At 72.3% G+C, this 22,723-nt stretch carries 21 protein-coding genes; 8 read left to right on the top strand and 13 right to left on the bottom strand.

Annotated features, from left to right (window positions below):
- Nucleotide 1 precedes the first annotated feature (1 nt).
- Complete coding sequence (locus tag ACFWWR_RS20640) at nucleotides 2-1,120, bottom strand: glycerate kinase (RefSeq protein ID WP_383870122.1); 1,119 nt, start codon at nucleotides 1,118-1,120, stop codon at nucleotides 2-4.
- A gap of 222 nt (nucleotides 1,121-1,342) precedes the next feature.
- Between ACFWWR_RS20640 and ACFWWR_RS20635 the strand changes: the two genes are divergently transcribed.
- The 5 genes from ACFWWR_RS20635 to ACFWWR_RS20615 all read left to right on the top strand — a co-directional run bounded on the left by ACFWWR_RS20635 (nucleotide 1,343) and on the right by ACFWWR_RS20615 (nucleotide 4,698).
- A complete protein-coding gene (locus ACFWWR_RS20635; RefSeq protein ID WP_383870037.1) occupies nucleotides 1,343-2,419 on the top strand; it encodes an ADP-ribosylglycohydrolase family protein in 1,077 nt (358 codons plus the stop codon).
- A 92-nt stretch (nucleotides 2,420-2,511) separates the two neighbouring features.
- Nucleotides 2,512-3,006, top strand: a complete 495-nt coding sequence (locus ACFWWR_RS20630) for an NUDIX domain-containing protein (RefSeq protein ID WP_383870039.1) — start codon at nucleotides 2,512-2,514, stop codon at nucleotides 3,004-3,006.
- Between the two features lie 150 nt (nucleotides 3,007-3,156).
- Complete coding sequence (locus ACFWWR_RS20625) at nucleotides 3,157-3,888, top strand: NAD-dependent deacetylase (RefSeq protein WP_384304639.1); 732 nt, start codon at nucleotides 3,157-3,159, stop codon at nucleotides 3,886-3,888.
- Nucleotides 3,885-4,235 carry a hypothetical protein gene (locus ACFWWR_RS20620; protein ID WP_384304637.1) on the top strand — a complete coding sequence of 117 codons (351 nt, stop codon included), beginning with the start codon at nucleotides 3,885-3,887 and terminating at the stop codon, nucleotides 4,233-4,235. The genes ACFWWR_RS20625 and ACFWWR_RS20620 overlap by 4 nt, the downstream gene beginning before the upstream one ends.
- Nucleotides 4,236-4,329: 94 nt before the next feature.
- Nucleotides 4,330-4,698 (top strand): VOC family protein, encoded by a 369-nt coding sequence (locus ACFWWR_RS20615; RefSeq protein WP_384304634.1) that lies wholly within the window; start codon nucleotides 4,330-4,332, stop codon nucleotides 4,696-4,698.
- A 98-nt stretch (nucleotides 4,699-4,796) separates the two neighbouring features.
- Here ACFWWR_RS20615 and ACFWWR_RS20610 read toward each other — a convergent pair whose 3' ends face one another.
- Both ACFWWR_RS20610 and ACFWWR_RS20605 read right to left on the bottom strand, forming a co-directional pair.
- Nucleotides 4,797-5,282, bottom strand: coding sequence for a methylated-DNA--[protein]-cysteine S-methyltransferase (locus ACFWWR_RS20610; protein WP_383870075.1), 486 nt, complete (start codon nucleotides 5,280-5,282; stop codon nucleotides 4,797-4,799).
- Nucleotides 5,279-6,802, bottom strand: a complete 1,524-nt coding sequence (locus ACFWWR_RS20605) for an AlkA N-terminal domain-containing protein (protein WP_384304669.1) — start codon at nucleotides 6,800-6,802, stop codon at nucleotides 5,279-5,281. The genes ACFWWR_RS20610 and ACFWWR_RS20605 overlap by 4 nt, the downstream gene beginning before the upstream one ends.
- 156 nt (nucleotides 6,803-6,958) lie before the next feature.
- Here ACFWWR_RS20605 and ACFWWR_RS20600 point away from each other — a divergent pair, with 156 nt between their 5' ends.
- Entirely contained in the window at nucleotides 6,959-7,321 is a 363-nt protein-coding gene (locus tag ACFWWR_RS20600; RefSeq protein WP_383870078.1) for an ArsR/SmtB family transcription factor, read from the top strand.
- Between the two features lie 116 nt (nucleotides 7,322-7,437).
- Here the strand turns inward: ACFWWR_RS20600 and ACFWWR_RS20595 are convergent, their stop codons facing one another.
- Both ACFWWR_RS20595 and ACFWWR_RS20590 read right to left on the bottom strand, forming a co-directional pair.
- On the bottom strand, nucleotides 7,438-11,334 hold the full coding sequence (locus tag ACFWWR_RS20595) for a glycoside hydrolase family 2 TIM barrel-domain containing protein (protein ID WP_384304631.1): 3,897 nt from the start codon (nucleotides 11,332-11,334) through the stop codon (nucleotides 7,438-7,440).
- 201 nt (nucleotides 11,335-11,535) lie between these two features.
- On the bottom strand, nucleotides 11,536-13,011 hold the full coding sequence (locus tag ACFWWR_RS20590) for an MFS transporter (protein WP_384304629.1): 1,476 nt from the start codon (nucleotides 13,009-13,011) through the stop codon (nucleotides 11,536-11,538).
- A gap of 104 nt (nucleotides 13,012-13,115) precedes the next feature.
- On the opposite strand from ACFWWR_RS20590, the gene ACFWWR_RS20585 reads away from it, so the two are divergent.
- Nucleotides 13,116-13,628 carry a MarR family winged helix-turn-helix transcriptional regulator gene (locus ACFWWR_RS20585; protein ID WP_383870086.1) on the top strand — a complete coding sequence of 171 codons (513 nt, stop codon included), beginning with the start codon at nucleotides 13,116-13,118 and terminating at the stop codon, nucleotides 13,626-13,628.
- A gap of 79 nt (nucleotides 13,629-13,707) precedes the next feature.
- On the opposite strand, the gene ACFWWR_RS20580 is transcribed toward ACFWWR_RS20585, so the two are convergent.
- The 7 genes from ACFWWR_RS20580 to ACFWWR_RS20550 form a co-directional block, all read right to left on the bottom strand.
- Nucleotides 13,708-14,217 carry an O-acetyl-ADP-ribose deacetylase gene (locus ACFWWR_RS20580; protein WP_383870089.1) on the bottom strand — a complete coding sequence of 170 codons (510 nt, stop codon included), beginning with the start codon at nucleotides 14,215-14,217 and terminating at the stop codon, nucleotides 13,708-13,710.
- Nucleotides 14,214-15,623: a phytoene desaturase family protein gene (locus ACFWWR_RS20575; RefSeq protein WP_384304627.1), complete on the bottom strand. Its 1,410-nt coding sequence runs from the start codon at nucleotides 15,621-15,623 to the stop codon at nucleotides 14,214-14,216. Before ACFWWR_RS20575 ends, ACFWWR_RS20580 begins: the two co-directional genes overlap by 4 nt.
- Before the next feature lie 116 nt (nucleotides 15,624-15,739).
- On the bottom strand, nucleotides 15,740-16,582 hold the full coding sequence (locus ACFWWR_RS20570) for an inositol monophosphatase family protein (RefSeq protein ID WP_383870095.1): 843 nt from the start codon (nucleotides 16,580-16,582) through the stop codon (nucleotides 15,740-15,742).
- 123 nt (nucleotides 16,583-16,705) lie between these two features.
- Nucleotides 16,706-18,532: a gamma-glutamyltransferase family protein gene (locus tag ACFWWR_RS20565; protein ID WP_383870098.1), complete on the bottom strand. Its 1,827-nt coding sequence runs from the start codon at nucleotides 18,530-18,532 to the stop codon at nucleotides 16,706-16,708.
- 119 nt (nucleotides 18,533-18,651) lie between these two features.
- Nucleotides 18,652-18,882, bottom strand: a complete 231-nt coding sequence (locus ACFWWR_RS20560; protein WP_383870101.1) for a hypothetical protein — start codon at nucleotides 18,880-18,882, stop codon at nucleotides 18,652-18,654.
- On the bottom strand, nucleotides 18,879-20,456 hold the full coding sequence (locus ACFWWR_RS20555) for an amidohydrolase (protein WP_383870133.1): 1,578 nt from the start codon (nucleotides 20,454-20,456) through the stop codon (nucleotides 18,879-18,881). The genes ACFWWR_RS20560 and ACFWWR_RS20555 overlap by 4 nt, the downstream gene beginning before the upstream one ends.
- 9 nt (nucleotides 20,457-20,465) lie before the next feature.
- The gene (locus ACFWWR_RS20550) at nucleotides 20,466-20,678 is read right to left on the bottom strand and encodes an MbtH family protein (RefSeq protein ID WP_383870104.1); all 213 of its coding nucleotides are present in this window, start codon (nucleotides 20,676-20,678) and stop codon (nucleotides 20,466-20,468) included.
- 88 nt (nucleotides 20,679-20,766) lie between these two features.
- Here ACFWWR_RS20550 and ACFWWR_RS20545 point away from each other — a divergent pair, with 88 nt between their 5' ends.
- Nucleotides 20,767-21,858 (top strand): alpha/beta hydrolase-fold protein, encoded by a 1,092-nt coding sequence (locus ACFWWR_RS20545; protein WP_383870107.1) that lies wholly within the window; start codon nucleotides 20,767-20,769, stop codon nucleotides 21,856-21,858.
- 219 nt (nucleotides 21,859-22,077) lie between these two features.
- On the opposite strand, the gene ACFWWR_RS20540 is transcribed toward ACFWWR_RS20545, so the two are convergent.
- Nucleotides 22,078-22,545, bottom strand: coding sequence for an RDD family protein (locus ACFWWR_RS20540; protein WP_384304624.1), 468 nt, complete (start codon nucleotides 22,543-22,545; stop codon nucleotides 22,078-22,080).
- Nucleotides 22,546-22,723: the final 178 nt, after the last annotated feature.

Raw genomic sequence — 22,723 nt, 5'->3', positions numbered from 1 at the left:
CTCAGGTCAAAAAGTCCCGAGCGATTCCCTCCGCCACCCGCTCCAGGATCGGGCCGGCCTCGGCGATGCACTTGGCCACGTCCGGCTCGGCCTCCGTCAGCGGATAGGCACGGCGGATGCCGGCCATGCCCAGCGCCTGCGGGGGCAGGGCGAGCCGTCCGCAGACCGCGACGACCTCCTTGCCGGCCGCGCGCGCCGCGGCCGCCACGCCCGCCGGGGCCTTGCCGTGCAGTGTCTGCTCGTCGAGTGAGCCCTCGCCGGTGATGACCAGCGTGGCCTTCTCCAGCGCGGGCGCGAAGCCCAGGACGTCGAGCATGACCTCGATGCCGGCCCGGAAGCGGGCGCCGAGAAGCAGGGCGCCGTATCCGATGCCGCCCGCCGCGCCCGCCCCCGGCGAGGCGGCGTACTCGGCGGCCTTCGTCCCGACGGTCTCCTCCAGCACCCTGGCGTAGTGCGCCAGGGCCGCGTCCAGCGCCGCCACGTCGTCCGGCGAGGCGCCCTTCTGCGGGCCGTACACCGCCGGTGCGCCCTTCGGGCCGGTCAGCGGGTTGTCGACGTCGCTCGCCAGGACGAACTCGACGGACGCGAGCCGCCGGTCCAGTTCCGACAGGTCGGCCGAGGCCAGGTCGGCGAGACCGCCGCCGCCCGGGGCGATCGGCTCCCCCTCCGCGTCCAGGAACCGGGCGCCCAGCGCGGACAGCATTCCGGCGCCCCCGTCCGTCGTGGCGCTGCCGCCGACCCCGAACACGATCGTCCGCGCGCCCGCGTCCAGCGCGGCCCGCAGCAGCTCTCCGGAGCCGTACGTGGACGCCGAGAGCGGTGCGAAGACGCCCGCGGGCAGCCGCTGCAGCCCGCTCGCCTCCGCCATCTCCACGACCGCCGTGCCGTCGCGCAGCGCGAAGGCGGCCGTCACCTCGTGGCCGAGGGGGCCGGCGACCCGTACCTCGCGTCGCTCGAATCCGGCCGCGACCGCCGCGTCCACCGTCCCGTCACCGCCGTCGGCCACGGGCAGCGACTCCACCTCGAGGTCCGGCACGACCCGGCGCAGCCCGGCCGTCACCCGCTCGGCGACCTGTACGGCCGTCAGCGAGCCCTTGAACTTGTCCGCGGCGATGAGCACCCTGTGGGCGTCGTTCCGCGCAGCGTCCGCCACCTTGTATTCCCCTTGCTCTCCGGGCCCCACGCACGTCAAGGCCAGTCGCGCCGCTGCGACCTTAACCGCAGCGCACCTTCGCCGTCATGCCCGAACCGGCCCCGGGACAACCTGTGCGACCACCTGGCGGACGCCTGTGGGCCGGCCGAACCCCGCGCGGCCGGCGCCGGAATTGGGTAAACCGGAGCTATGACCCCTGTGGGCACTGAGCACGAGCTCGCCGACCGCGTCCTCGGGGGCTGGCTGGGCCGGATCGCGGGCAACATGCTCGGCAAGCCGGTCGAGCAGGGCGACCTGTGGACGCGGGACCGGATCGACCGCTATCTGCGGCAGGCCGCCGCGCTGCCGCTGACCGACTACCTGCCCGAGCCCGTCAGCGAGAGCGACGGCTTCGAGCTGCGCCCCGAGTGGCGCCAGTGCGTGCGCGGCCGGATCCACGGCAGCTGCCGCGACGACGACGTCGACTACGCCATCCTCGGCCTGGACCTCCTGGAGACCCACGGCTTCGCCTTCAGCACGGAACAGGTGGGTGACCTGTGGCTGCTGCGGCTGCCCTACCTGCAGACGTTCACGGCGGAGCGGGCCGCGTACCGCAACCTCGCCAACGGGCTGAAGCCGCCGCTGACGGCGACGTACGACAACCCGTACCAGGAGTGGATCGGGGCCCTCATCCGCGCCGACATCTACGGCTGGACCCGCCCCGGCGCCCCTCGCCGCGCCGCCCTGCTCGCCCGCCGGGACGCGGCGCTGTCCCACTCCGGCAACGGCGTGTACGGCGCGATGTGGGCGGCGGCCCTGGTCTCGGCGGCGTTCACGGCCGGCACGGTGCGCCGGGCCGTGGACGAGGCGCTGGCCGTCATCCCGGCGAGCAGCCGCCTCGCCCGTACCGTACGGCGGGTCGTCTCGCTCCACGACACGCGGATGACCTGGGAGGACACGCTCGCCACGGTGGCCGAGGAGACCCTCGGGCTCGGCTGGATCCACACCGTCCCGAACGCCGCCGTCCTCACCGCCGGGCTCCTGTACGGCGACGGCGACTTCACCCGCACCATCACGCTCACCGTCCGCGGCGGCCTGGACACCGACTCCAACGGCGCGACGGCGGGCTCTGTGGCCGGCGTGCTGACCGGCGCGGACGCCATCCCGGCGCAGTGGAAGGACCCGCTGGAGGACACGGTACGCAGCGCGGTGTTCGGCTTCGACGGGATACGGATCAGCGAGCTGGCGGAGCGGACGCTGCGGCTGGCGGAGGTGGCGGAGCCCTGACGGCCGGTGGAGTTCCGGCGGCCTCGTTCTCGGTTCGCCGCGCCGGGCCGTGGGCCGGAGGCGGGGTTGCGGCGGCTGGTTACCCTTCCTTGATGACCACCAGTGAAGACTTCGCCACGTACATCGCGGGTCTCCCCCGTGTTCTCGCCGGCGCCGCCGCCCTGTTCCGCGACGCCGAGGGCCGGGTGCTGCTCGTGGAACCCAACTACCGTGAGGGCTGGGCGCTTCCGGGCGGCACGATCGAGTCCGACGAGGGCGAGACGCCGCGGCAGGGCGCGCGCCGGGAGACGTTCGAGGAGATCGGCCTGGACCGGGAGCTCGGCCGGCTGCTCGCGGTGGACTGGGTGCACGGCACCGCCCGCCCGCCGCTCGTGGCGTATCTGTACGACGGCGGGGTCCTCGGCGAGGACGACTTCAAGGCGATCCGCCTTCAGGAGGAGGAGCTGCTGTCCTGGCGGATGGTCCCGCGCGAGGAACTGGCCGAGTATCTGCCCGGCTCCCTGGGCCACCGCGTCCTGACCGCGCTGGCCGTCCTCAGCGACGGGTCGGGGACGGCGGAGCTGGAGAACGGGCACCGGGTGGGCTGACGCCGGCGCGGCAGCAGTGCCGGTCGTTTCGTGCAGGCGGCCCCACAGGTGGGCCGTCCGGTCCACCGGGCAGCTGCGGCCCGGCCGACGTGACGACAGGGCCCGATATCCGTTCGCCGCACGCGGATCGTCCGACCTACCCTCGGTGACATGACCAAGCCCCTCGTCGCCGTCCTCAGCGGCGCCGGCATCTCGACCGACTCCGGCATCCCGGACTACCGCGGGCCGAACGGGCTGTGGCGCAAGGATCCCGAGGCCGAGAAGCTCGTGACGTACGAGTACTACATGGGCGATCCGGAGATCCGGCGCCGGTCCTGGCAGATGCGGCGCGAGAACCGGGCGCTTCAGGCCGAGGCGAACGCCGCGCACCGGGCGGTGGCCGAGCTGGAGCGGTCCGGGGTGCCGGTGCGGGTGATCACGCAGAACGTGGACGGGCTGCACCAGCTCGCCGGGATGCCGGCCCGCAAGGTGCTGGAGCTGCACGGCAGCGCGCGGAGCGTGGTGTGCACCAAGTGCCACTCCCGGGCGCCGATGGAGGACGCGCTGGCGCGGGTCGGGGCCGGGGAGGAGGATCCGCCGTGTCCGGAGTGCGGCGGGATCCTGAAGTCGGCGACGGTGATGTTCGGCGAGCGGCTCGACCCCGTGGTGCTGGGTGAGGCGGTGGCCATCACCAAGGCGTGCCAGGTCTTCGTCGCGGTCGGGTCCAGCTTGCAGGTGCAGCCCGCGGCGGGCCTCGCGGGTGTCGCCGCCGACCACGGGGCACGGCTGATCATCGTGAACGCGGAGCCGACGCCGTACGACGAGCGGGCCGACGAGCTGATCAGGGAGCCGATCGGCACGGCGCTTCCCGCCCTGCTGCGGCGGCTGGAACGCGAAGCGTGAGCAACGGCCCAGAGGGCGGGGAACGCCCTGTGCCGATGATGCGCTCGGCTCGTCCGGATGACGACCGGGGCTGCCTCCGCCTGGTCCTCGCCGTCCCACTGACCCTGCTCACCCTCGTGGCCGCGTACTTCTGCCGGACGGCCCTGACCATCCGTCCGTCGGGGTCCTGGGACGAGGACGCACACGTCGGCATCATCCTGTCGTGCGTCCTGACGATCGGCGCCGCGGGTGCTGCGGCGGGATGGTGGCTGCTTCCGTCCGTGCGCCGAGTCATGGGGTGGGGATGGGTCGTACCGGCCCTGCTGTTCGGGGTCGTGGCGGGGGTGCGTTGGGGAGCGGGCGGCTGAGAACCGCTTCCACGCGATGGGAAGGTCACCGGCGCCCGGCACGGGGCTGCCGAAACCGCTGCGCGAGACCGCCGCGTGGATCAGACTCCGTGCCATGACCTCCGCGATACGCCATGTGACGATCGACTGTGCCGACGCCTACCGCCTCGGCAGCTTCTGGGCCGAGGTTCTGGGCCAGCCGCTGCACGAGGACGACCGGCCGGGCGACCCGGAGGCGCTGATCGAGAGTGCCGGGTTGCTGTTCGTCGCCGTCGCGGAGCCCAAGACGGTCAAGAACCGGGTGCATCTCGACCTCCGGCCGCAGGACCGCACCCGCGACGAGGAGGTCGAGCGCCTCCTCACCGTCGGCGCCACGCTCGTCGACGACCGGCGGAATCCGGACGGCACGGGCTGGGTGGTTCTCGCCGACCCGGAGGGCAACGAGTTCTGCGTGGAGCGCAGTACGACGGAGCGTGCCGGCTGACAGGGGCGGCAACCAGTGCCGGGGCAGGCAACGTTGCCCGTTGAGGAGTGGCGTGCGTGCCGGGCGTCGCGACGGGGCGAACGTTGCCTGCCGCGGCATCAGAACAGCGCCGGCCCGCTCTCGAAGTCCAGGAGGCGCTGCTTGCGGTCCAGGCCGCCGCCGTACCCGGTGAGGCCGCCGTTCGCGCCGACGACGCGGTGGCACGGCACTATGATGCCGACGGGGTTCCTGCCGTTGGCGAGGCCCACCGCGCGGGACGCCGTGGGGTTGCCGAGGGTGTCGGCCAGTTCGCCGTACGAGCGGGTCTCGCCGTACGGGATCTTTTGGAGCTGTTCCCAGACGCTGCGCTGGAACGGGGTTCCGTGCAGGCGGAGTTCGAGGGTGAACAGCTTCAACTCGCCCTCGAAGTATGCGTTCAGCTGCTCGGCGGCCGCACCGAAGGCGGGCAGGTCTTCGCGGTCGCCGAAGGTCTCCTCCGGCGGGCGGTGGCGTTGGCCGGTCATGTAGAGGCCGCACAGGACTCCCTCGTCGGCGACCAGGGTGAGGGGGCCGTACGGGCTGTCGATCACGGTGTGCTGCTTCATGGAGATGTCCCTGTGTCCTGAACCGGAAGGAAATTGATCGGGTGGCTGTCCGTCGCCCACAGGTACTGGACCGCGTACGCCCGCCAGGGCCGCCAGGCCGCCGCGCGGGCCGTGAGCGCCGCCGGGGTCGAGGGCAGGCCCAACTCGTGGGCGGCACGCCGGATTCCGAGGTCGGTGGGGAGGAAGGCGTCCGGGTCGCCGAGGGCGCGCATCGCGATGACGTCGGCCGTCCAGGGGCCGAAGCCGGGCAGGGCCAGCAGTCGGGCGCGGGTTTCGGCCCAGTCGGTCTGCACCCCCAGGTTCAGGGATCCGTCGGCGAGTCGGGCCACCAGGGTGGTGAACGTGGTGCGGCGCGTCCGGGGCATCGCCAGCGCCGCGGGGTCCACCGCGGCGAGCGCCTCGGGTGCCGGGAAGAGGTGGGTGAGGCCGCCCTCGGGGTCGTCCACCGGGTCGCCGTGCGCGGTCACCAGACGGGCCGCGTGCGTGCGGGCCGCCGCCGTGGAGACCTGCTGGCCCAGTACCGCGCGTACGGCGAACTCCGCCTCGTCGACCGTGCGCGGCACGCGCCGGCCGGGGGCCTTGTCGACCAGCGGGGCGAGGAGCGGATCCGTGCGCAGCCGGTCGTCCACGGCGACCGGGTCGGCGTCCAGGTCGAGCAGGCGCCGACAGCGGCTGATGGCGACGGTCAGGTCGCGCAGGTCGCTGAGGGTGAGGCGGCAGGCGATGTGGTCCGGCCGCGGGGTGAGGGCCACGATGCCGTGGCCGTACGGCAGCCGGAGCGTGCGCCGGTAGGCGCCGTCCCGCCACTCCTCGACGCCCGGGACGGCGGTCGCGGCGAGGTGACCGAAGAGGTTGTCCGGGTTGAGGGGCGTGCGGAAGGGGAGGCGGAGGGTGAGGGCCCCCGGAGTACCTCCGGCGTGCGCCCCGGCGCCCTGGGGGCTCGCCTTGGCGTTCTTTTTCGGCAGCCGGGCGCGCAGTTCGCTGGGCGACAGGGCGAAGACCTCGCGCACGGTGTCGTTGAACGTGCGGATGGAGGCGAAACCGGCGGCGAAGGCGATCTCCGCCATCGGGAGCGGGGTCGTCTCGATGAGGATCCTGGCGGTCTGGGCGCGCTGGGCACGGGCGAGGGCGAGCGGGCCCGCGCCCAGTTCGGCGAACAGCTGGCGTTCGACCTGCCGGGTGCTGTAGCCGAGCCGGGCGGCGAGCCCGGGCACGCCCTCGCGGTCCACGACGCCGTCGGCGACCAGACGCATGGCGCGGGCCACGAGGTCGGCGCGCTGGTTCCACTCCGGGGAACCCGGGCTGGTGTCGGGCCGGCAGCGCTTGCAGGCCCGGAAGCCCGCCTGCTGGCAGGCCGCCGCGCTCGGGTAGAAGGTCATGTTCTCGGGCTTGGGCGGCACCACCGGGCAGCTGGGCCTGCAGTAGATCCGGGTCGTGAGGACGGCCGTGAAGAACCAGCCGTCGAAGCGGGCGTCCTTGGACTGCACGGCGTGTACGCAGCGCTCGGTGTCGGTGTGCATCCCCATCTGCATGGGTCCAGCATCGTCCAGCGGCGGGAGCAGGGCTGGCGAGAATCCGACATCGACCTCAGCTGTCCTGCGCCGGGCCGGATCGCACCCGGGGAGAACACATGAAGGTCCATTCATCCCATGATGTGCGACGAGTACGATACGGCCATGGGTCATGGAGCCGTCACCGCCGCGCAGGACGCCGCCGAGCGCGTACGTCTGGACGCGGGCAATGTCGCCAAGGTGGCCACCACGCTCCAGGCCCTGTCCACGCCCTCCCGGCTGCTGATCCTGGCGCGACTGCGCGAAGGCCCGCTGCCGGCGACGGAGTTGGCGGCAGCGGTGGGCATGGAGCAGTCTGCGTGCTCACACCAGTTGCGGCTGCTGCGCAACCTGGGTCTGGTCGTGGGCGAACGCCGCGGCCGGTCGGTGGTGTACGCGCTGCACGACCACCATGTCGCCGAGCTGCTCGACCAGGCCGTCTACCACGTGGAGCATCTGCGCCTCGGTCTGAGTGACACCGCCGAGTGACCCGTCGGCGCACCGGTTGTGGGTGGGGTCTGTGCCCTGGGAGACCCGGATGGCCCTGGTGATCCAGAGAGACCCGGGCGCACCGGAGAGGCCGGCGAGACCCCACCCGCCCGACGCTATTGCGTCGCCGTCGGCCGCCGCGAGGCAGCCATCGCCTTGTCGACGTCGGTCAGGGGTCGCAGCCGGTAGGTGTACGCGTAGTCGCGGTTCGCGAACAGTTTGTACTCGTCGTGCGTGTGCGCGCCCCAGCTGTTGTCGCCGCCCACGCCCATCTGCCGGTGGTTCAGGCGGAGTACGACCTCGTCACGCGGCGTGAGCTGGTAGTCGTGGCGGGCCCCGACCGACAGGTCCTCCGGGGTGAGGTGCGAGGCGTTGACCTCCAGGAGCGGTTCACCGCAGACGAGCAGCCCGACCCCGTCGCGGCCGGTCAGGGCGGCCCAGCGGACGTCGGTCTTGTTGCCGTTCTCCTGCGGGCGCAGGTAGGACGTCCACTGCCCGGCGACAGTGCCGGAGTACAGGCCCACGTCGGTGCCGTTGTTGCGGTCCCACTGGTTCTCCTCGGGACCGCGGCCGTAGTAGTGCAGGCGGTCCAGGCGCCTCGGCAGGAACAGCAGGGTGCCGACCTCGGGGATGTAGGGCAGGCTCGCCGCACCCGGGTGCAGGGTGTTGTCGACCTTGATCTCGCCGTTGCCGAAGACCGTGTACGTGGTGGTGTACGTCGACTCGACGGCCGTCGGCAGTGTGCCGCTGGTCTTGATCTCGACGGCCCTGTCGCGCAGCGCCCGCACGGTGACGTCGGTGACCGCGCGCCGGGCGCCGGCGTCGCGCCAGGTCTGGTTGCGCGTGTGCTGGCCGTTGCCCCGGTCGTTGTCGGTGGGCGCCCGCCAGAAGTTGGGCACAGGTCCCGAGGTGATCAGGCGGACGCCCCGGGCCTCGTACGAGGTGATGGTGCCGCTGCTCTTGTCGACGGTGACGGAGAATCCCCTGCCCCGGACGGTGACGGCCTTCTCGCCGTCCTCGTGGCGCAGTGCCGGCACGCTCTCCAGGGGCACGGGGGTCACGGCCGGGCTGTCGGCGTCGACGGCGAGTTGCTGTTTGGCCACTTCGAAGCCGGCCTTCGCCCACTTCGTGGGCTCCTTGGTGGTGAAGGAGAGGTGCAGGAAGTACTCCGTGCCGGGCGCCGGGTTCGCCGGGACCTTCACCGGAACCGTGATGTCCCTGCTGGACAGCGGCGGGATGTCCGTCTGGTCGCGGCTCAGCCTGCCTCGCTGGACTGCCTTGCCGTCGGCCATGAGGGTCCAACGGCCGTCGAACTCACGGATGTTGGTGAACAGGTACTCGTTGGTGAGGGTGACCCGGCCCGAGGTGACGGTGTCGCCGGAAGCGGGCGCGGCGTTGATGGCCTGGTAGATCTGCTTGACCTCGACGGATTTGCCGGTGCCCGCCCGGTCGGCGGTGACGATGCCGTCCCCGGAGAACGCCCCGTCGTTGGGGTTGTCGCCCCAGTCGCCTCCGTAGGCGTAGAACGTCTTCTCGCGGGGCCGCTTCTCGGTGAGGCCGACGGTTGCGGCGTCGAACCAGAACCGCACGCCGTCGTCGTCGGGGCCACGGCTGTCGGAGGCCACCTCGGCGGCGCTCAGCGCCCGGGCGTACACGCGCGCCCGGCGGATGGTGCCGCTGAACTCACGGGTCGGGTTGTCGACGTCGGTGGCCAGGGCCAGGGGCGCGGTGTTGACGGCGGGGAGCCGGGTGGTCGTACGGGTGGCCCGGATTGAGCCGTCGACGTGGAGGGTCAGCGTGCCGGCCTCGGCGTCGAAGACACCCGCGACGTGGTGCTCACGGCCGGTCCAGTCGTCCGGCAGCGCCCAGCTCGCGGTGACCCACTGGCCGCCGCCGTGGATGAAGAACTCCAGGGTCTTGTTGGTCTGCTTCAGGGCGTACTGGGTGTCGCCCTTGGCGAGGATCGGCTGGTGGCCGCCGGTGAAGTGCGGGGTGACCCAGGCCTCCAGGGTCAGCGAGCGGGTGAGGTCGAGGCTCGCGTCGCGGGCGAAGACGGTGCCGCCCAAGACGCCCTTGTCGCGGGTGAAGGTGCCGCTGGAGGCGATGACCTCGCCGCTCAGCGCGGCGGGCCCGGACTCGGTGAGCAGCTTGCGGGTCGGGGTGGGCCAGCTCAGGGCCTGGTCGACGAAGTCCCAGATCCAGCCGCCCTGCAGGACGTCGTAGCGGCGGACGATGTCCCAGTACTTCTTGAAGTTCCCGTTGGAGTTCCCCATCCCGTGGGAGTACTCGATCATCACGTACGGCCGGGTGTCGCCGGTGTCCTTCGCCCGCGCCTCGACGCGGGAGGGGCTGTCGTACATCTCGGAGCGGATGTCGCTCATGCCCGGGCGGTCGTCGCCCTCGTACTGGATGACGCGGGTGGGGTCGTAGGAGCGGATCCAGTCGTACATGGCGTTGAAGGTGGTGCCGCCGCCCGCCTCGTTGCCGAGCGACCAGATGACCACCGAGGCGTGGTTCTTGTCGCGGTGGACCATGTTCTGGGCGCGGGCCACGCACGCCTCGGTCCAGTCGGCGTGGTTGCCCGGGTACTCGCCGCGGATGCCGTGGGTCTCGAGGTTGGTCTCGTCGACGAGGTAGAGGCCGTACTCGTCGGCGAGTTCGAGCCACAGCGGGTTGTTGGGGTAGTGCGAGGTGCGGACGGTGTTGATGTTCAGCCGCTTGATGACGCCGATGTCCTCGACCATGTCCGCGCGGGTGAGGGCCGAGCCGTGGGTCGGGTGCATCTCGTGGCGGTTGGTGCCCCGGAAGGAGACCGGCTTGCCGTTGATGCGCATCAGCCCGTCCCTGAGCGCGAACTCGCGCAGGCCGACCCGGTGGGAGAGGGTTTCGACCACCTTGCCGGCCGGGTCGCGCAGGCGGAGCACGGCGGTGTAGAGGTACGGGTGCTCGGCCGACCACAGGCGCGGCGCGGGCACGGCCTTCGCGGCCTGGACGGTCGCCTCCTCGCCGGAGCCGAGCGTGACGGTCTGCTGCAACGGCCGGGTCCACACCGGGTGCCTGTCGGCGTCGTACAGCTGGGTCTCGACGGAGTACTGACCGCCGCCCTTCCCGCCGTAGTCCCGGACCCCGGCCGTCACCGACAGCTCGGCCGTCTTGTAGTCGTCGCTCAGCGGGGTGTCCAGCTTGAAGTCGCGCAGGTGCACGGCCGGGGTGGAGTACAGGTAGACCGAGCGGAAGATGCCGCTCAGCCGGATCATGTCCTGGTCCTCCAGCCAGTCGCCGTCGGAGTAGCGGTAGACCTCGACGGCGATCTGGTTGGTGCCCGGCTTGAGGTGCTCGGTGATGTCGTACTCGGCGGGGTCGTAGGAGTCCTCGTGGTAGCCGACCAACTCCCCGTTGATCCAGACGTAGTGGGCCGACTTGACCCCCTCGAAGTGCAGGAACGTCCGCCGTCCGTCCCAGTCGCGCGGCACGGTGAAGGTGCGCCGGTACTGGCCGACGGGGTTGTAGCGGGTCGGGGCGGCCGGGGGTTGCGCCTCCTCGCCCTGGCCGTTGGGGCCCCACCACGGGTACGTGATGTTGATGTAGATCGGGAAGTCGTAGCCGTGCAGCTGCCACGCGGAGGGGACGGGGATGGTGTCCCAGTCACTGTCGTCGAGGTCGGTGCGGTGGAAGTCGGCGCCCCGGTCGTCGGGGCGGTCGGCGTAGGCGAACTTCCAGGTGCCGTCGAGGCTCAGCCGGTACGGCGAGCGCGTGCGGTCGCCGGCCAGGGCCTGTCTGACGTCGGCGTACGGCATGAGGGTGGTGTGCGGGCGCTCGGTGCCCAGTCGGAAGACGGCGATGTTGCCGTTCCACTCGGGTAAGGCGTCCGCCGCCGCCGTGCGCCGGCCGGCGGCCGACGCGGTGACGGGCGACGCGGACAGGGCGAGCGCGCCGAGAACGGCGGCTCCTCCCTCCAGCAGACGGCGGCGGCTGAACACGTGCGCGTTCGGATTCGGGTGCGGGTGCGGCATGACCGTGGCCTTCCTCGGTGCGACTGGGGGTGCGCGGACTGAGGGTGCGTCAGGTGGGTCAGAACGGGGCTGCTGGCAACAGGGGCAACTACTGAGCCAGGGGAACCCTAAAACTCGCACACAATCGAAGCAATGATCCTGTCGGACTTTGTGCGGTCCTGTTGAGCCACCGGGCAGGCCGGGCGTGGCCGGAGGACCGGTTCAGGCGTCGACGACGGGAATCGAGGCCGACGCGGCGTCGGTGAAGCGCGGCAGGGCGGCCGCACCGACCGCGAGCAGGGCGACGATCCCCATCTGCACGTACTCGACGCCGGCGAAGGCGTGCGAGACGCCGTGCGGGGCCAGGGACAGGTACAGGGTGCCGAGTGTGGCCACACCGAGGGCCAGTCCGCTCTGCTGGAGGGTGATCAGTACGCCGCTGCCGATGCCGCCCAGGTGGGCGGGGACGTCGGCGAGGACGCTGCGGAACAGGCCGGCGAACAGCATCGACTGCCCGGCACCGACCAGGGCGAGCGGCGCGGCCATGGCCCAGAGGCTGACGTGCGGCCAGTTCGCGAGGAGCACGGTCACCAGCGAGGCGAGTCCGGCGAGTTGGACGACGGCGCCGGCCGACAGCGCGATCCGGCCGAACCTGCTGATGAGGCGGGGCGCGACCAGGGAACCGGCGAAGAACAGCAGGGCCATCGGCAGGATCGCCAAGCCGCCGTGCAGGGCGTCCGCGTGCAGGCCGTTCTGCACGGTGAGCGCGAAGACGAACATGAACGCGCCGAACCCGACACTGAAGGCGAACACCATGACCAGGCCACGGGACATCGACGGCAGGCGCAGCACGGACGGCGGCAGCAGCGGGACCTCGCCGCGCCGCTCGGCGCGCTTCTCGACGAGATAGGTGGCGGCACCCAGGACGACCGCGGCGGCAAGCAGCAGCCAGGTCCACCACGGCCAGCCCAGGGAGTGCCCCTCGGTCAGCGGGACCAGCAGGGCGGTCAGGGTGGCGGCGAACAGCACGGTGCCGGGCAGGTCCACGCCGACCGGGTGATGCGAGCGGGTGTCGGGCACGATACGGGCCGCCACGAGCAGCACCACCACGCCGATGGGCACGTTGACCAGGAAGATCGGCCGCCAGGAGGTGCCCGCGATGTCCGCGCCGACCAGCAGGCCGCCCACCAGCTGGCCCACGACCGCGGCGATGCCGGAGGTGGCCCCGTACAGGGCCACGGCGCGAGACTTGCGCTCTCCCTCGAGCACCTGATGGAACGTCGCCAGCACCTGGGGGATGAGCAGGGCGGCGGTGGCGCCCTGGACGATGCGGGCCGCGATCAGTCCGCCCACGCTCGGGGCGACACCACAGGCCAGCGACGCCAGCACGAAGCCCACGAGCGCGCCGAGGAAGACGCGGCGACGGCCGTAGCGGTCACCCAGTCGGCCGCCGAGGACGAGCAGGGTCGCGTACGCGACGCCGTAGCCGGCGATCACCAGCTCGAGCGAGGACGCGGAGGCGTGCAGGGAGGCGTCGATGCTGGGCAGGGCCACGTTGGTGATGAAGAAGTCCATGATCGGCAGGAAGGCACCGGCCAGGAGGATGAGGATTCCGGCCGGATGCAGCCCTCCCGCTCGGGCTGCGGCGTGGGGCGAGAGCGTCGCCGTGCCGTGCCGCGATGAGGTGGTTGTCGTCATGACAGCTCCCATTGATGTCCTACTGACGTTATGAGGTCATAACTATAACCCCATAATGAGTATGGCCTCATAACCACTGGGCCACAACCCCGTACCCTGGAGCCGTGACGGAGGATCAAGCGCGGGAGACGGGACCGACGGCCGAACCGGGCGACGAGCAGCGGTGGGCCGAACTGGCCGATCTGGTGCTGATCATCAGCCGGGAGGTGCAGTTCCGCGGATACGCCGACGAGCGGGCCGTTCCCCTGTCACCGTCCGAGGGCATGGTGATGCGCCACCTGCAGCACGACCACGCCGCCCCTCCGAGCCGGATCGCCACCGCGACCGGGCTGCAGCGCACCAACCTCTCCACCGTCCTGCGCGGCCTCGAACAGAAGGGGCTCATCGAGCGACGCGCCGACCCGGGCGACGGACGCGGGGTCACCGTCCACACCACCGACCACGGCCGCGCCAACTACGCCCTGGTCCGCCGCGAATGGGCCAATGCCGTCTCCGCGGCCGCCGACCATGACGCCACCCACCTCGACGCGGCCCTCGCCCTGCTCACCGCCGTGGAGTCCGGGCTGGCCGGATCACGGCCACGAACCCGCGCCACCCCTCCGGCGACCGAGTCCTGACCGCCGCGCCGTCGAGGGCGGTGGCGGGACACAGCGGGGCGCGGGTGGGCGGTTCGGCGCTCAGCCGGCGCTCAGCCGCTCATCGCACGTGCCCGGCGAACGCCTCGTACGCCCGCTCGTCGAAGAGGACGAACCTGACTTCCTCGACCGCCGTGTCCGTCGCGCGTACCGTCTCCACCGCGATCCGGGCGGCGTCGTCCATCGGCCAGCCGTAGATGCCCGCGGAGACGGCCGGGAAGGCCACCGTACGGGCGCCCAGCTCGTCGGCGATCCTGAGCGACTCCCGGTAGCAGGAGGCCAGCAGCTCCGACCGGTCCTCACCCGGGGAATACCGCGGGCCCACCGTGTGGATCACCCATCGCGCGTCCAGTTCGCCGGCGGTCGTGGCCACCGCCCGGCCGGTCGGCAGGCCCTTGCCGTAGTGCGAGGCCCGGAGTCTGCGGCAGTCCTCGAGGATCGCGGGACCGCCACGGCGATGGATGGCGCCGTCGACGCCCGAGCCGCCGAGCAGGGAGGAGTTCGCCGCGTTGACGATCGCGTCGGCGCTCTGCCGGGTGATGTCGCCCTGGACGAGCGTGATCGTGGTCATGTCCGGCGCAGCCTCCTCCACACGGCCTTGGCCGCGTTGTGCCCCGACATGCCGTGCACGCCAGGCCCCGGCGGGGTGGCCGAGGAGCAGATGAAGACGGCCGGGTGCGGGGTGCCGTACGGGAACAAGGACAGCTTGGGCCGCAGCATGATCTGGAGCCCGGTGACCGCGCCGGAGGCGATGTCACCGCCGATGTAGTTGGCGTTGCGCGCCATGAGCTCGGCCGGCCCGGCGGTCGCGCGGGCCAGGACGCGGTCGCGGAATCCGGGGGCGAACCGCTCCAGTTGGCGCTCCATGGCGTCGGTGAGGTCCCCGGTCCAGCCGCTGGGCACATGGCCGTACGCCCAGAAGACGTGCTTGCCTGCCGGGGCCCGAGTGGGGTCGACGAGGCTGGGCTGCACGGTGATCATGAACGGCCGCTCGGGTGCGCGGCCCTCCCGCGACGCCGCGCGCAGGGCGGCGCCGATCTCCGCGCTGTCCGCGCCGATCTGCACGGTGGTGGCCCGGCGCGCCTGTGGCGCGGTCCACGGCACGGGGCCGTCCAGGGCGTAGTCGATCTTGAAGACTCCGGGGCCGTACCGAAAGCCCTCGTAGTAGCGGCCGAAGCCGGCGATGCGGGCCAGCGCGGCGGGCGAGGTGTCGAAGACGTACGCCCGCGCGGGCGGCAGGTCGTCGAGGCGCTTGACCTCGAAGTCCGTGTGGATGGTGCCGCCGAGGTCGCGCAGATACGCGGCCAGGGCGTCGGAGATGGACTGGGAGCCACCGCGGGCCACGGGCCAGCCGCGGGCGTGCGCGGCGAGGGCGAAGACCAGGCCGACGGCACCGGTGGCGAAGCCGCCGAGCGGGGCCATCACATGCGCGACGAGGCCCGCGAACAGGGTCTTCGCCCGCTCGTCGCGGAAGCGGCGCATCAGCCAGGTCGACGGGGGCAGGCCGACCAGGCCGAAGCGGGCGAGGGTGACCGGGTCCCGGGGCAACGAGGTGAGCGGCAGCGACATGAAATCGCGGGCCAGGGTGTCCCACTTGGGCAGGAACGGCTCGACCAGCCGTCGGTACGTCCCCGCGTCTCGCGGCCCGAACGAGGCGGCCGTCTCACCGACCGACCGCGCCAGCACGGCCGCGGTGCCGTCGGTGAACGGGTTCGCCATGGGCAGGTCGGCGTGCAGCCACTCCAGGCCGTAGCGCTCCAGGGGCAGTGCGCGGAACGCGGGTGAGTTGATGCCGAGAGGGTGGGCGGCGGAGCACGGGTCGTGCCGGAAGCCGGGGAGGGTGAGCTCCTCGGTGCGCGCTCCCCCGCCGACGGTGTCGCGGGCCTCGAAGAGGGCCACGGAGAAGCCCCGGCGGGCCAGCTCAACGGCAGCGGTCAGCCCGTTCGGTCCCGCACCCACCACGACCACATCGAGCATCGACGGCACCTTCGGACCCCTTCGTCAGCCGATGGCCTGTACGGATCAGGATATGACGGAGGACTGACAGCACCGGCCCGCGGGGCACCGCACGGGCCGACGGACGTCCTCGAGTGCTACCCCGCCGTCAGCAGCCCCACCACCCGGCGGGCCGTGGCCGCGTCCCGGGCCGCGGTGAACGGGAGCGCGTTGTGGCCCGTGATACGGAACGGCTCGCCCGTGAGGGTCAGGTGCGCGCCGCCCGCCTCCTCCACCAGGAGCAGGCCGGCAGCGTGGTCCCAGGCCGCCTCCCACGAGAAGGCCGTGGCGTCCGACTCTCCCCGGGCGACGGCGAGATACTCCAGACCGGCCGAGCCGCACGCGCGCGGTGCCACGCCCTCGGTCCACAGCCCGAGCAGCGCGCTCTTCTGCTCGTCGGTCGTGTAGTCCGGGTGGGAGGTGGCTATGCGCAGGTCACGGCCGGCTTCCGGGACGCCGGCGTGCAGCCGCTCGCCGTCGAGGAACGCGCCTTGTCCGCGCACGGCCGTGGCCAGCTGGTCGCGGGCCGGCGCATACGTCCACGAGGCTCGCAGGACTCCGCCCTGCGCGAGCGCCACCAGGGTGCAGAACCCGGGGTCGCCGTGCACGAACTGCCGCGTTCCGTCGACCGGATCGACGATCCAGACCGGGGTGTCGCCCTGGATCGCCTCGTAGGAGGCCGGGTTGGCGTGCACCGCCTCCTCGCCCACCACGACCGAGCCGGGCAGCAGGGCACCGAGCACCTCGGTGAGGTACTGCTCCGCCTTGCGGTCGGCGTCCGTCACAAGATCGTGCGGACCCGTCTTCTGGTCGACCTCGTGCGCGGCGAGCCGACGGAAGCGCGGCATGATCTCGGCCGCGGCCGCCTTCCGCACCGCTTCCTCCACGTCGGCCGCATGCCGGGTGAGAAACTCGTCGATGGTTTCCGTCTCTTCGATCATGACTCCATGAGAGCACGCGTCACTGACAATCCCCGCCCAGCCCGTGCACGGCGGGTGGAATCACCGTGAACACCGGGATTGTCAGGGCGCCGGGGGTGTTCGTGGTGGCGTCGGCGGCCGGGTTCAGCGGCCCACCGCGTACCCCTGCATGCCCCGTGGATTCGCCGCCGCCGACAGGATCCCGGTCTCCGGGTCCCGTGCCACCGCGCACAGCCGTCCCTCCGACCAGGGGTCGCCGACGGTGACGTCGTGCCCGCGCCGCCGCAGCTCCGCCACCACGTCCTCGGCCGTGCGGGACTCCACCGTGACGCTGCCCGGCCGCATGCCGCGCGGGTAGAAGGAGCCGGGGAAGCCGTCGGTGTGCCAGTTCGGGGCGTCGATCGCGCCCTGGAGGTCGGGGCCGCCCCGGACCTGGGCCCGCAGCGCGACCCCGAGGAAGAAGTGCAGCTGCCACTGGTCCTGCTGGTCCCCGCCGGGCGTCCCGAACGCCATGACAGGCACCCCGTGACGCAGGGCGATCGAGGGCGTGAGCGTGGTGCGGGGCCGGCGGCCCGGGGTGAGGGAGTTCGGCAGGCCCTCCTCCAGCCAGGTCATCTGGAGCCGGGTACCGAGCGGGAAGCCCAGCTCGGGCACGACGGGGTTGGACTGCAGCCAGCCACCGCTGGGCGTGGCGGCGACCATGTTGCCCCAGCGGTCGACGACGTCAAGGTGGCAGGTGTCGCCCCGGGTGAGCCCGTCGGCACCGATGTCGGGCTCACCGGGCACCGGGGACGTGGAGTGCTTGGCGACGGTGGGCTCACCGACGCCGAGCGCGTCGGACCCGGCCTCGTCGCCGATCACCACGCGCGCGTGAGCGCTCAGCCGCGGAGTGCGCCCGCCCGGACTGCCGGGCCGCAGTTCGTGGGACGCCTTGTCACCGACGAGCTCCCGCCGCCCCGCGTTGTACTCGTCCGACAACAGGGCGCCGAGCGGTACCCCGGCCGCGTCGCCGTACCAGGCCTCCCGGTCGGCCATGGCGAGCTTGCAGCCCTCGATCAGCAGGTGGACGTAGTCGGCGGAGCCGTACCGGGGCAGATCGGGCGGCAGCAGTGCGAGCTGTTGCAGCAGGACCGGTCCCTGGCTCCAGGGGCCGGCCTTGCACACGGTCCAGCCGTTCCAGTCGTACGTCGCCGGCGTCTCGTACGTGGCGGACCAGCCGGCGAGATCGGCGGCCGTGAGCGTACCGGTGTGCCGCTCGCCGCTGGTGTCCATGGTGGGCCGCTGCGCCTGCCGCACCAGCGCCTCGGCGACGAATCCGCTGCGCCACACCTGCCGTGCGGCCTCGATCCGCGCGTCCCGGTCCCCGGCGCCGCCGACCTCTTCGAGCAGCCGCTTCCACGTGGCGGCGAGGGCGGGATTGCGGAACAACTCCCCTGGCCGCGGGGGCTTCCCGCCCGGCAGGTAGACCTCCGCCGACGAGGTCCACTCCGTCTCGAACAACTTCCGTACGGAATCGACGGTCGCCCCGACGTTCTCCACGGGCGCGTGCCCGTGTTCGGCGTACCCGATGGCGTACTTCAGCACGTCGGCAAGGGACTTGGTGCCGTGGTCCCGCAGCAGGAGCATCCAGGCGTCGAAGGCACCGGGGACGGCGGCGGCGAGCGGCCCGGTGCCGGGGACGAGGTCCAGCCCGAGCCCCCGGTAGTGCGCGACCGTCGCCCCGCCCGGCGCGACGCCCTGCCCGCACAGCACGCGCACCTCGCCGCCCGCCGGGGCGAGCAGGATCGGCACCTCGCCGGCGGGCCCGTTCAGATGCGGCTCGACGACGTGCAGCACGAACGCCCCCGCGACGGCGGCGTCATAGGCGTTCCCCCCGTCCTCCAGCACCGCCATCGCCGACTGCGAGGCCAGCCAGTGCGTGGAGGACACCATGCCGAAGGTGCCCTGCAGAGTGGGGCGGGTGGTGAACATACGATCTCTCACCTCGCTGTTCGCGCGCATCGGCCGGCCCGGTGCTCCCCCGGCAGGCTATCGACCGTCCTGCCGGCGTGGTCGACCCGGTACGTGCCGGCGCGCGCTCGGCGTCTCGCTCACCCGCAGGGGCGGCCCGGATAGTCGTCGGTCTCGGGTACGCCCGCCTCGCGCATCCTGCGCAGCACCTCGGGCAGGAGCGACTCGTCGCCGGTGTCCGCCGGGCAGTTGGTCTCCCGGTCGAAGACCAGCGTCTCCCCCGCCGTGTGCCAGATGACCCAGCGATACCGGGACCTGCCGTCGTCCCAGAGGTGCGCGTAGCTCTCCACAGCCGTCGTCTTCCGGCTCACGACGCCGCCTTTCCGGTCCAGCGGCCGTCGACGTATGTCGCGACGACCTCGATGTCTCCGATGCGCGACGGATCGACGCGCCGGGGGTCGTCGCCGAGCACGACCAGGTCGGCGAGCTTGCCCGGGGTGAGGCTTCCCAGGCGGTCGTCCCAGTGGCAGGCGAAGGCGCCGGCGACCGTGTAGGCGCGCAGGGCCTCGTCGACGGTGACGGCCTCGTCAGGGCCGATCACCTGGCCGGACTCGGAGGCGCGCTCGACCATGAACTGGATGGCTCGCAGCGGGGATCCGTCCGTGACGGGACGGTCGGAACTGCCGACGAGCGTGATCCCCCGGTCCAGGAACGCCCTGCCGCGGTACAGCCACGGGGCCCGCTCCGCCCCCATGATCGCCGCGTAGTCGTCGCCGAAGTAGCGCAGGAAGTTGGGCTGGACGACCGCGCTGACGCCGAGCCGGGCGAGGCGCGGGAGCTGGTCGGGGCGGATCAGGCCGGCGTGCTCGATGCGGTGCCGGGCGCCGGGGCGCGGCCGGAGGCGCTGGGCGCGTTCCAGGGCGTCCAGGGCGATGTCGGAGGCGCGGTCGCCGATGGCGTGGACGGCGAGCTGCCATCCGGCGAGGTGGCCGTCGACGATCGTGTCCGCGAGCACGTCCGGGTCGTCCTGCAACTGGCCCGCGTGGGCAAGTCCTTCGTAGGGGCTGCTGAGCGCGGCGGTCCGGGCCATCATGCCGCCGTCGGTGAAGATCTTCAGCGCGCCCACGGAGAGGCGGTCGTCGCCGAACCCGGTGCGCAGGCCGAGGTCGAGGGACCGGGGAATGCCGTCGGCTTCATGAGCGGCGACCGGGTGCAGCCGGTCGGCGGACACCATGAGCTGCACACGCAGCGGGAGCAGGCCCTCCTCGCGGGCAAGCTGGTAAGCGCCCAGCTCGACCGGGCTGTGGCCCAGGAGGGTGCCGCCGATGCCCGCCTCGGCGCAGGCGGTGACGCCCTCGGCCAGGCAGGTCCGGGCGGCGCGCCCGATCGCTCCGGCCAACTCCCGCTGGGAGTGCGGGAGGCGAAGCGCGCGGGCGGCGCCCATGGCGCCCTCGGCGAGGAAGCCGCCGTCGTGCGGGAGGTCGGCGGGGAGCAGGTCGAGCACGGCGGAGTTGACGACGCAGCCGTGCCCGGAGTCGTGCAGCATGAACAGCTTGTGTCCGTGGCTGACCGTGTCGAGTTCGGCGGCGGTCAGATGACGTCCCAGGGCCCGCTGGTCGTATCCGGCGATGCTCACCCAGGCGCCGGGCGCGCCCTTTTGGAGGACGGCCTCCTCCACGATGGCCAGCACGTCCTCGATGCGCGTGCACCCCGCGATGCTGGGGGTGTTCTCCTTGAACCCGGTCCAGGCCAGGTGCACGTGGGCGTCGATGAACCCGGGCAGCACGGTGGCGCCCTGCAGGTCGATCACCTCGCGTGCGGGCAGGGAGGTGACGGCCTCGTCCAGGCCGACGATCCGGCCCTGCCAGATGCCCAGGTCGTGGGCGACGGGGTGGTCGGGGTCCATGGTGAGGAAGCGGGCGTTCGTCAGTCTGGTGCAGAGCACCATGGAGGGTCAGCCGTCCATGGACGTCGCGAGGGACCGGGGGCGCAGATCGGTCCAGTTCGCCTCGATGTACTCCAGGCACGCCTCTCGGGTGTTCTCGTCGAAGACGATCGTCCACCCCCCGGGCACCTCCGCGAAGGACGGCCACAGCGAGTGCTGGCCCTCGTCGTTCACCAGGACGAGGAAGCGGCCGTCGACGTCGTCGAAGGGATTGGTGCTCATCTGCGGTGCCTCCTGAGGAATAAGGTTAGGCTCGCCTAATTACAAGTGAGCTTAGCCTTGTCGCTTTCCGCTCCACAAGGAGACGTTCATGAGGTTGGTGGGGGAAGACGCCTTCGCCGCGTTCGGACTGACCGGCGCGCCCGGCACCGACGAGTTCTGGGCCACCGCGAGGACACCCGCGTCGATACCCGACGGCGAGGGGTGGGTGACCCTGTTCCTGCGGCGCGGGTCCGAACCGGCGAGCGTCGGCTTCGAGAGCTGGTCGGAGCCGGTCCCCCTGCGCCGGTGGGGCGACACGGACTGCTGGTACGCCGAGGTGCGCATGCCCGCGCGGCTGCGGGTGACCTACCGGTTCCTCGCCGGGGACACGGCGTACGCCGACCCGTTCAACCCGGTGGGTGCGGGCGGTGACCGGTCCATCGCCGCGACCCCGGACGCCCCGGCCCAGCCGCACTGGCCCGACCTCGGGGCCGATGACGTCCTGCCCGTCCCGCGCACCCGGATCCGCTGGGCCGGCCGACGGCTCGGCGGGCGGCGCACCGTGCGGGTCCACCCGGCGGGCGGCGGCGGGCCGGTGGTCCTGCTGCTCGACGGGGACGACTGGCTGTACCTGCACCCGGCCATGACCGCGTTCGACTCGGCCGTCGCCAGTGGCGAGATGCCGCCGGTCACACTCGTCTTCCTTCCGACCACGGACAGGGAGGCCGAGTTCGGGTGCCGGCCCGAGCTGTGGGAGGCGATCCGGGACGAACTGCTGCCGCTGGTGGCGGAGACCGGCGTACCCGCGGACCGGGACCGGCTGGTGGTCGCCGGGCAGAGCCTCGGCGGGCTGAGCGCGCTGTACGCGGCACTGGAGTTCCCCGACCTGGTCTCCCGCGTCGCCTGCCAGTCGGGGTCGTTCTGGTGGACGCCCGACGCCCTGGGCCTGGCAGACCCCTTGGGCGGCCCGGTCGGCGGCACCGTCGCCGCGCGCCTGCGGGAGCGGCCGGACCTGTCCGGTCTGCGGGTCGCGTTCGACGTGGGGGAACACGAGACGCGGATGCTGCCCCACTGCGAACTGACCGAGACCCTGACAGAACGGGCCGGCGCGACCGTACGGGTCTCCCGGTCACCGTCGGGCCACGACCGGGCGGGCTGGCGTCACGCCCTGCTCAGGGACGTCGCCTGGGCGCTCGCTTAGGGCCTGTCCGGCGGATCGAGTCGCAGGAAATCCGCGGCGCCTCATCGACGCAGGTGAGCGGGGCCTGGTGCGTCGAGCTGCAAGGCGGAGGAGGGCGTCGACGCGATGGGGGTCCCCCCGCTCGAGCGAAGTCGAGAGTGGAGGAGTCGGCAACCGACGACAACGCCGCAGACCGGCGTGCCAGGCCCCGCGTCTGCGGCATGATCCGCCGGACAGGCCCTAGCCGCGCACTTCCACGGTGCGGGCCAGCCGGTCGTGCAGGCCGCGGCCGTCGCGGTCCCAGATCAGGGCCGGGACGGCGAGGCACAGCAGGGCCGTGCGGAGCAGGGCGCGGGCGGGGCTGACGCGGCCGGTGTCGAGGGCGACCACGCGCAGGCCGAAGAGGCGCTTACCCGGAGTGAAGCCGACGGTGCCGACGGTCAGGGCGCCGAGCAGGAAGAAGACGAGGAGCGCCCAGTTGCTGGTCGCCTGGTCGTAGCCCTGCGTGATGAGACCGTATGCGATCAAGAGGCTCACGCCCCAGTCGACGGCGATGGCGCCGAGGCGCCGGCCGGGGCGTGCGATCGAGCCCGGTCCCTCCTCCGGCAGACCGAGCTGCTCGCCGCGGTATCCGAAGTCGACACCGGCTTCTTCCGCGGCCGCGCGCGGTCCGGAGAGCCACGATCCGATTGCATGCCTGTTGTCCACCCGTCCACGGTACTGTGCCCGTTTCGCGATACGGACAGGTGGGGTGGGCGGCGCGATGTCCGGTTAACTTGTGCGAAACAAATGGGTCACGCCCGAGAAATCACCCGTCCCTAGGGTCGACGACAGCGTGTGCCACCGCACTGGCCGCACGAACGAACTACCACCCCGGCTCGACCGT

The organism is Streptomyces sp. NPDC058678, from assembly GCF_042714835.1.
Lineage (GTDB): Bacteria > Actinomycetota > Actinomycetes > Streptomycetales > Streptomycetaceae > Streptomyces.
This window is presented reverse-complemented; position numbering and strand designations above follow the sequence as displayed.

What these genes read in the sequence shown, in the direction of transcription:
- ACFWWR_RS20600 (WP_383870078.1), top strand. Translation starts at nt 6,959, where the DNA reads ATGGGTCATGGAGCCGTCACCGCCGCGCAGGACGCCGCCGAGCGCGTA.
- ACFWWR_RS20545 (WP_383870107.1), top strand. Translation starts at nt 20,767, where the DNA reads ATGAGGTTGGTGGGGGAAGACGCCTTCGCCGCGTTCGGACTGACCGGC.
- ACFWWR_RS20580 (WP_383870089.1), bottom strand. Translation starts at nt 14,217, where the DNA reads ATGACCACGATCACGCTCGTCCAGGGCGACATCACCCGGCAGAGCGCC.
- ACFWWR_RS20630 (WP_383870039.1), top strand. Translation starts at nt 2,512, where the DNA reads ATGACCACCAGTGAAGACTTCGCCACGTACATCGCGGGTCTCCCCCGT.
- ACFWWR_RS20625 (WP_384304639.1), top strand. Translation starts at nt 3,157, where the DNA reads ATGACCAAGCCCCTCGTCGCCGTCCTCAGCGGCGCCGGCATCTCGACC.
- ACFWWR_RS20565 (WP_383870098.1), bottom strand. Translation starts at nt 18,532, where the DNA reads ATGTTCACCACCCGCCCCACTCTGCAGGGCACCTTCGGCATGGTGTCC.
- ACFWWR_RS20550 (WP_383870104.1), bottom strand. Translation starts at nt 20,678, where the DNA reads ATGAGCACCAATCCCTTCGACGACGTCGACGGCCGCTTCCTCGTCCTG.
- ACFWWR_RS20590 (WP_384304629.1), bottom strand. Translation starts at nt 13,011, where the DNA reads ATGACGACAACCACCTCATCGCGGCACGGCACGGCGACGCTCTCGCCC.
- ACFWWR_RS20570 (WP_383870095.1), bottom strand. Translation starts at nt 16,582, where the DNA reads ATGATCGAAGAGACGGAAACCATCGACGAGTTTCTCACCCGGCATGCG.
- ACFWWR_RS20575 (WP_384304627.1), bottom strand. Translation starts at nt 15,623, where the DNA reads ATGCTCGATGTGGTCGTGGTGGGTGCGGGACCGAACGGGCTGACCGCT.
- ACFWWR_RS20610 (WP_383870075.1), bottom strand. Translation starts at nt 5,282, where the DNA reads ATGAAGCAGCACACCGTGATCGACAGCCCGTACGGCCCCCTCACCCTG.
- ACFWWR_RS20605 (WP_384304669.1), bottom strand. Translation starts at nt 6,802, where the DNA reads ATGCACACCGACACCGAGCGCTGCGTACACGCCGTGCAGTCCAAGGAC.
- ACFWWR_RS20635 (WP_383870037.1), top strand. Translation starts at nt 1,343, where the DNA reads ATGACCCCTGTGGGCACTGAGCACGAGCTCGCCGACCGCGTCCTCGGG.
- ACFWWR_RS20615 (WP_384304634.1), top strand. Translation starts at nt 4,330, where the DNA reads ATGACCTCCGCGATACGCCATGTGACGATCGACTGTGCCGACGCCTAC.
- ACFWWR_RS20595 (WP_384304631.1), bottom strand. Translation starts at nt 11,334, where the DNA reads ATGCCGCACCCGCACCCGAATCCGAACGCGCACGTGTTCAGCCGCCGC.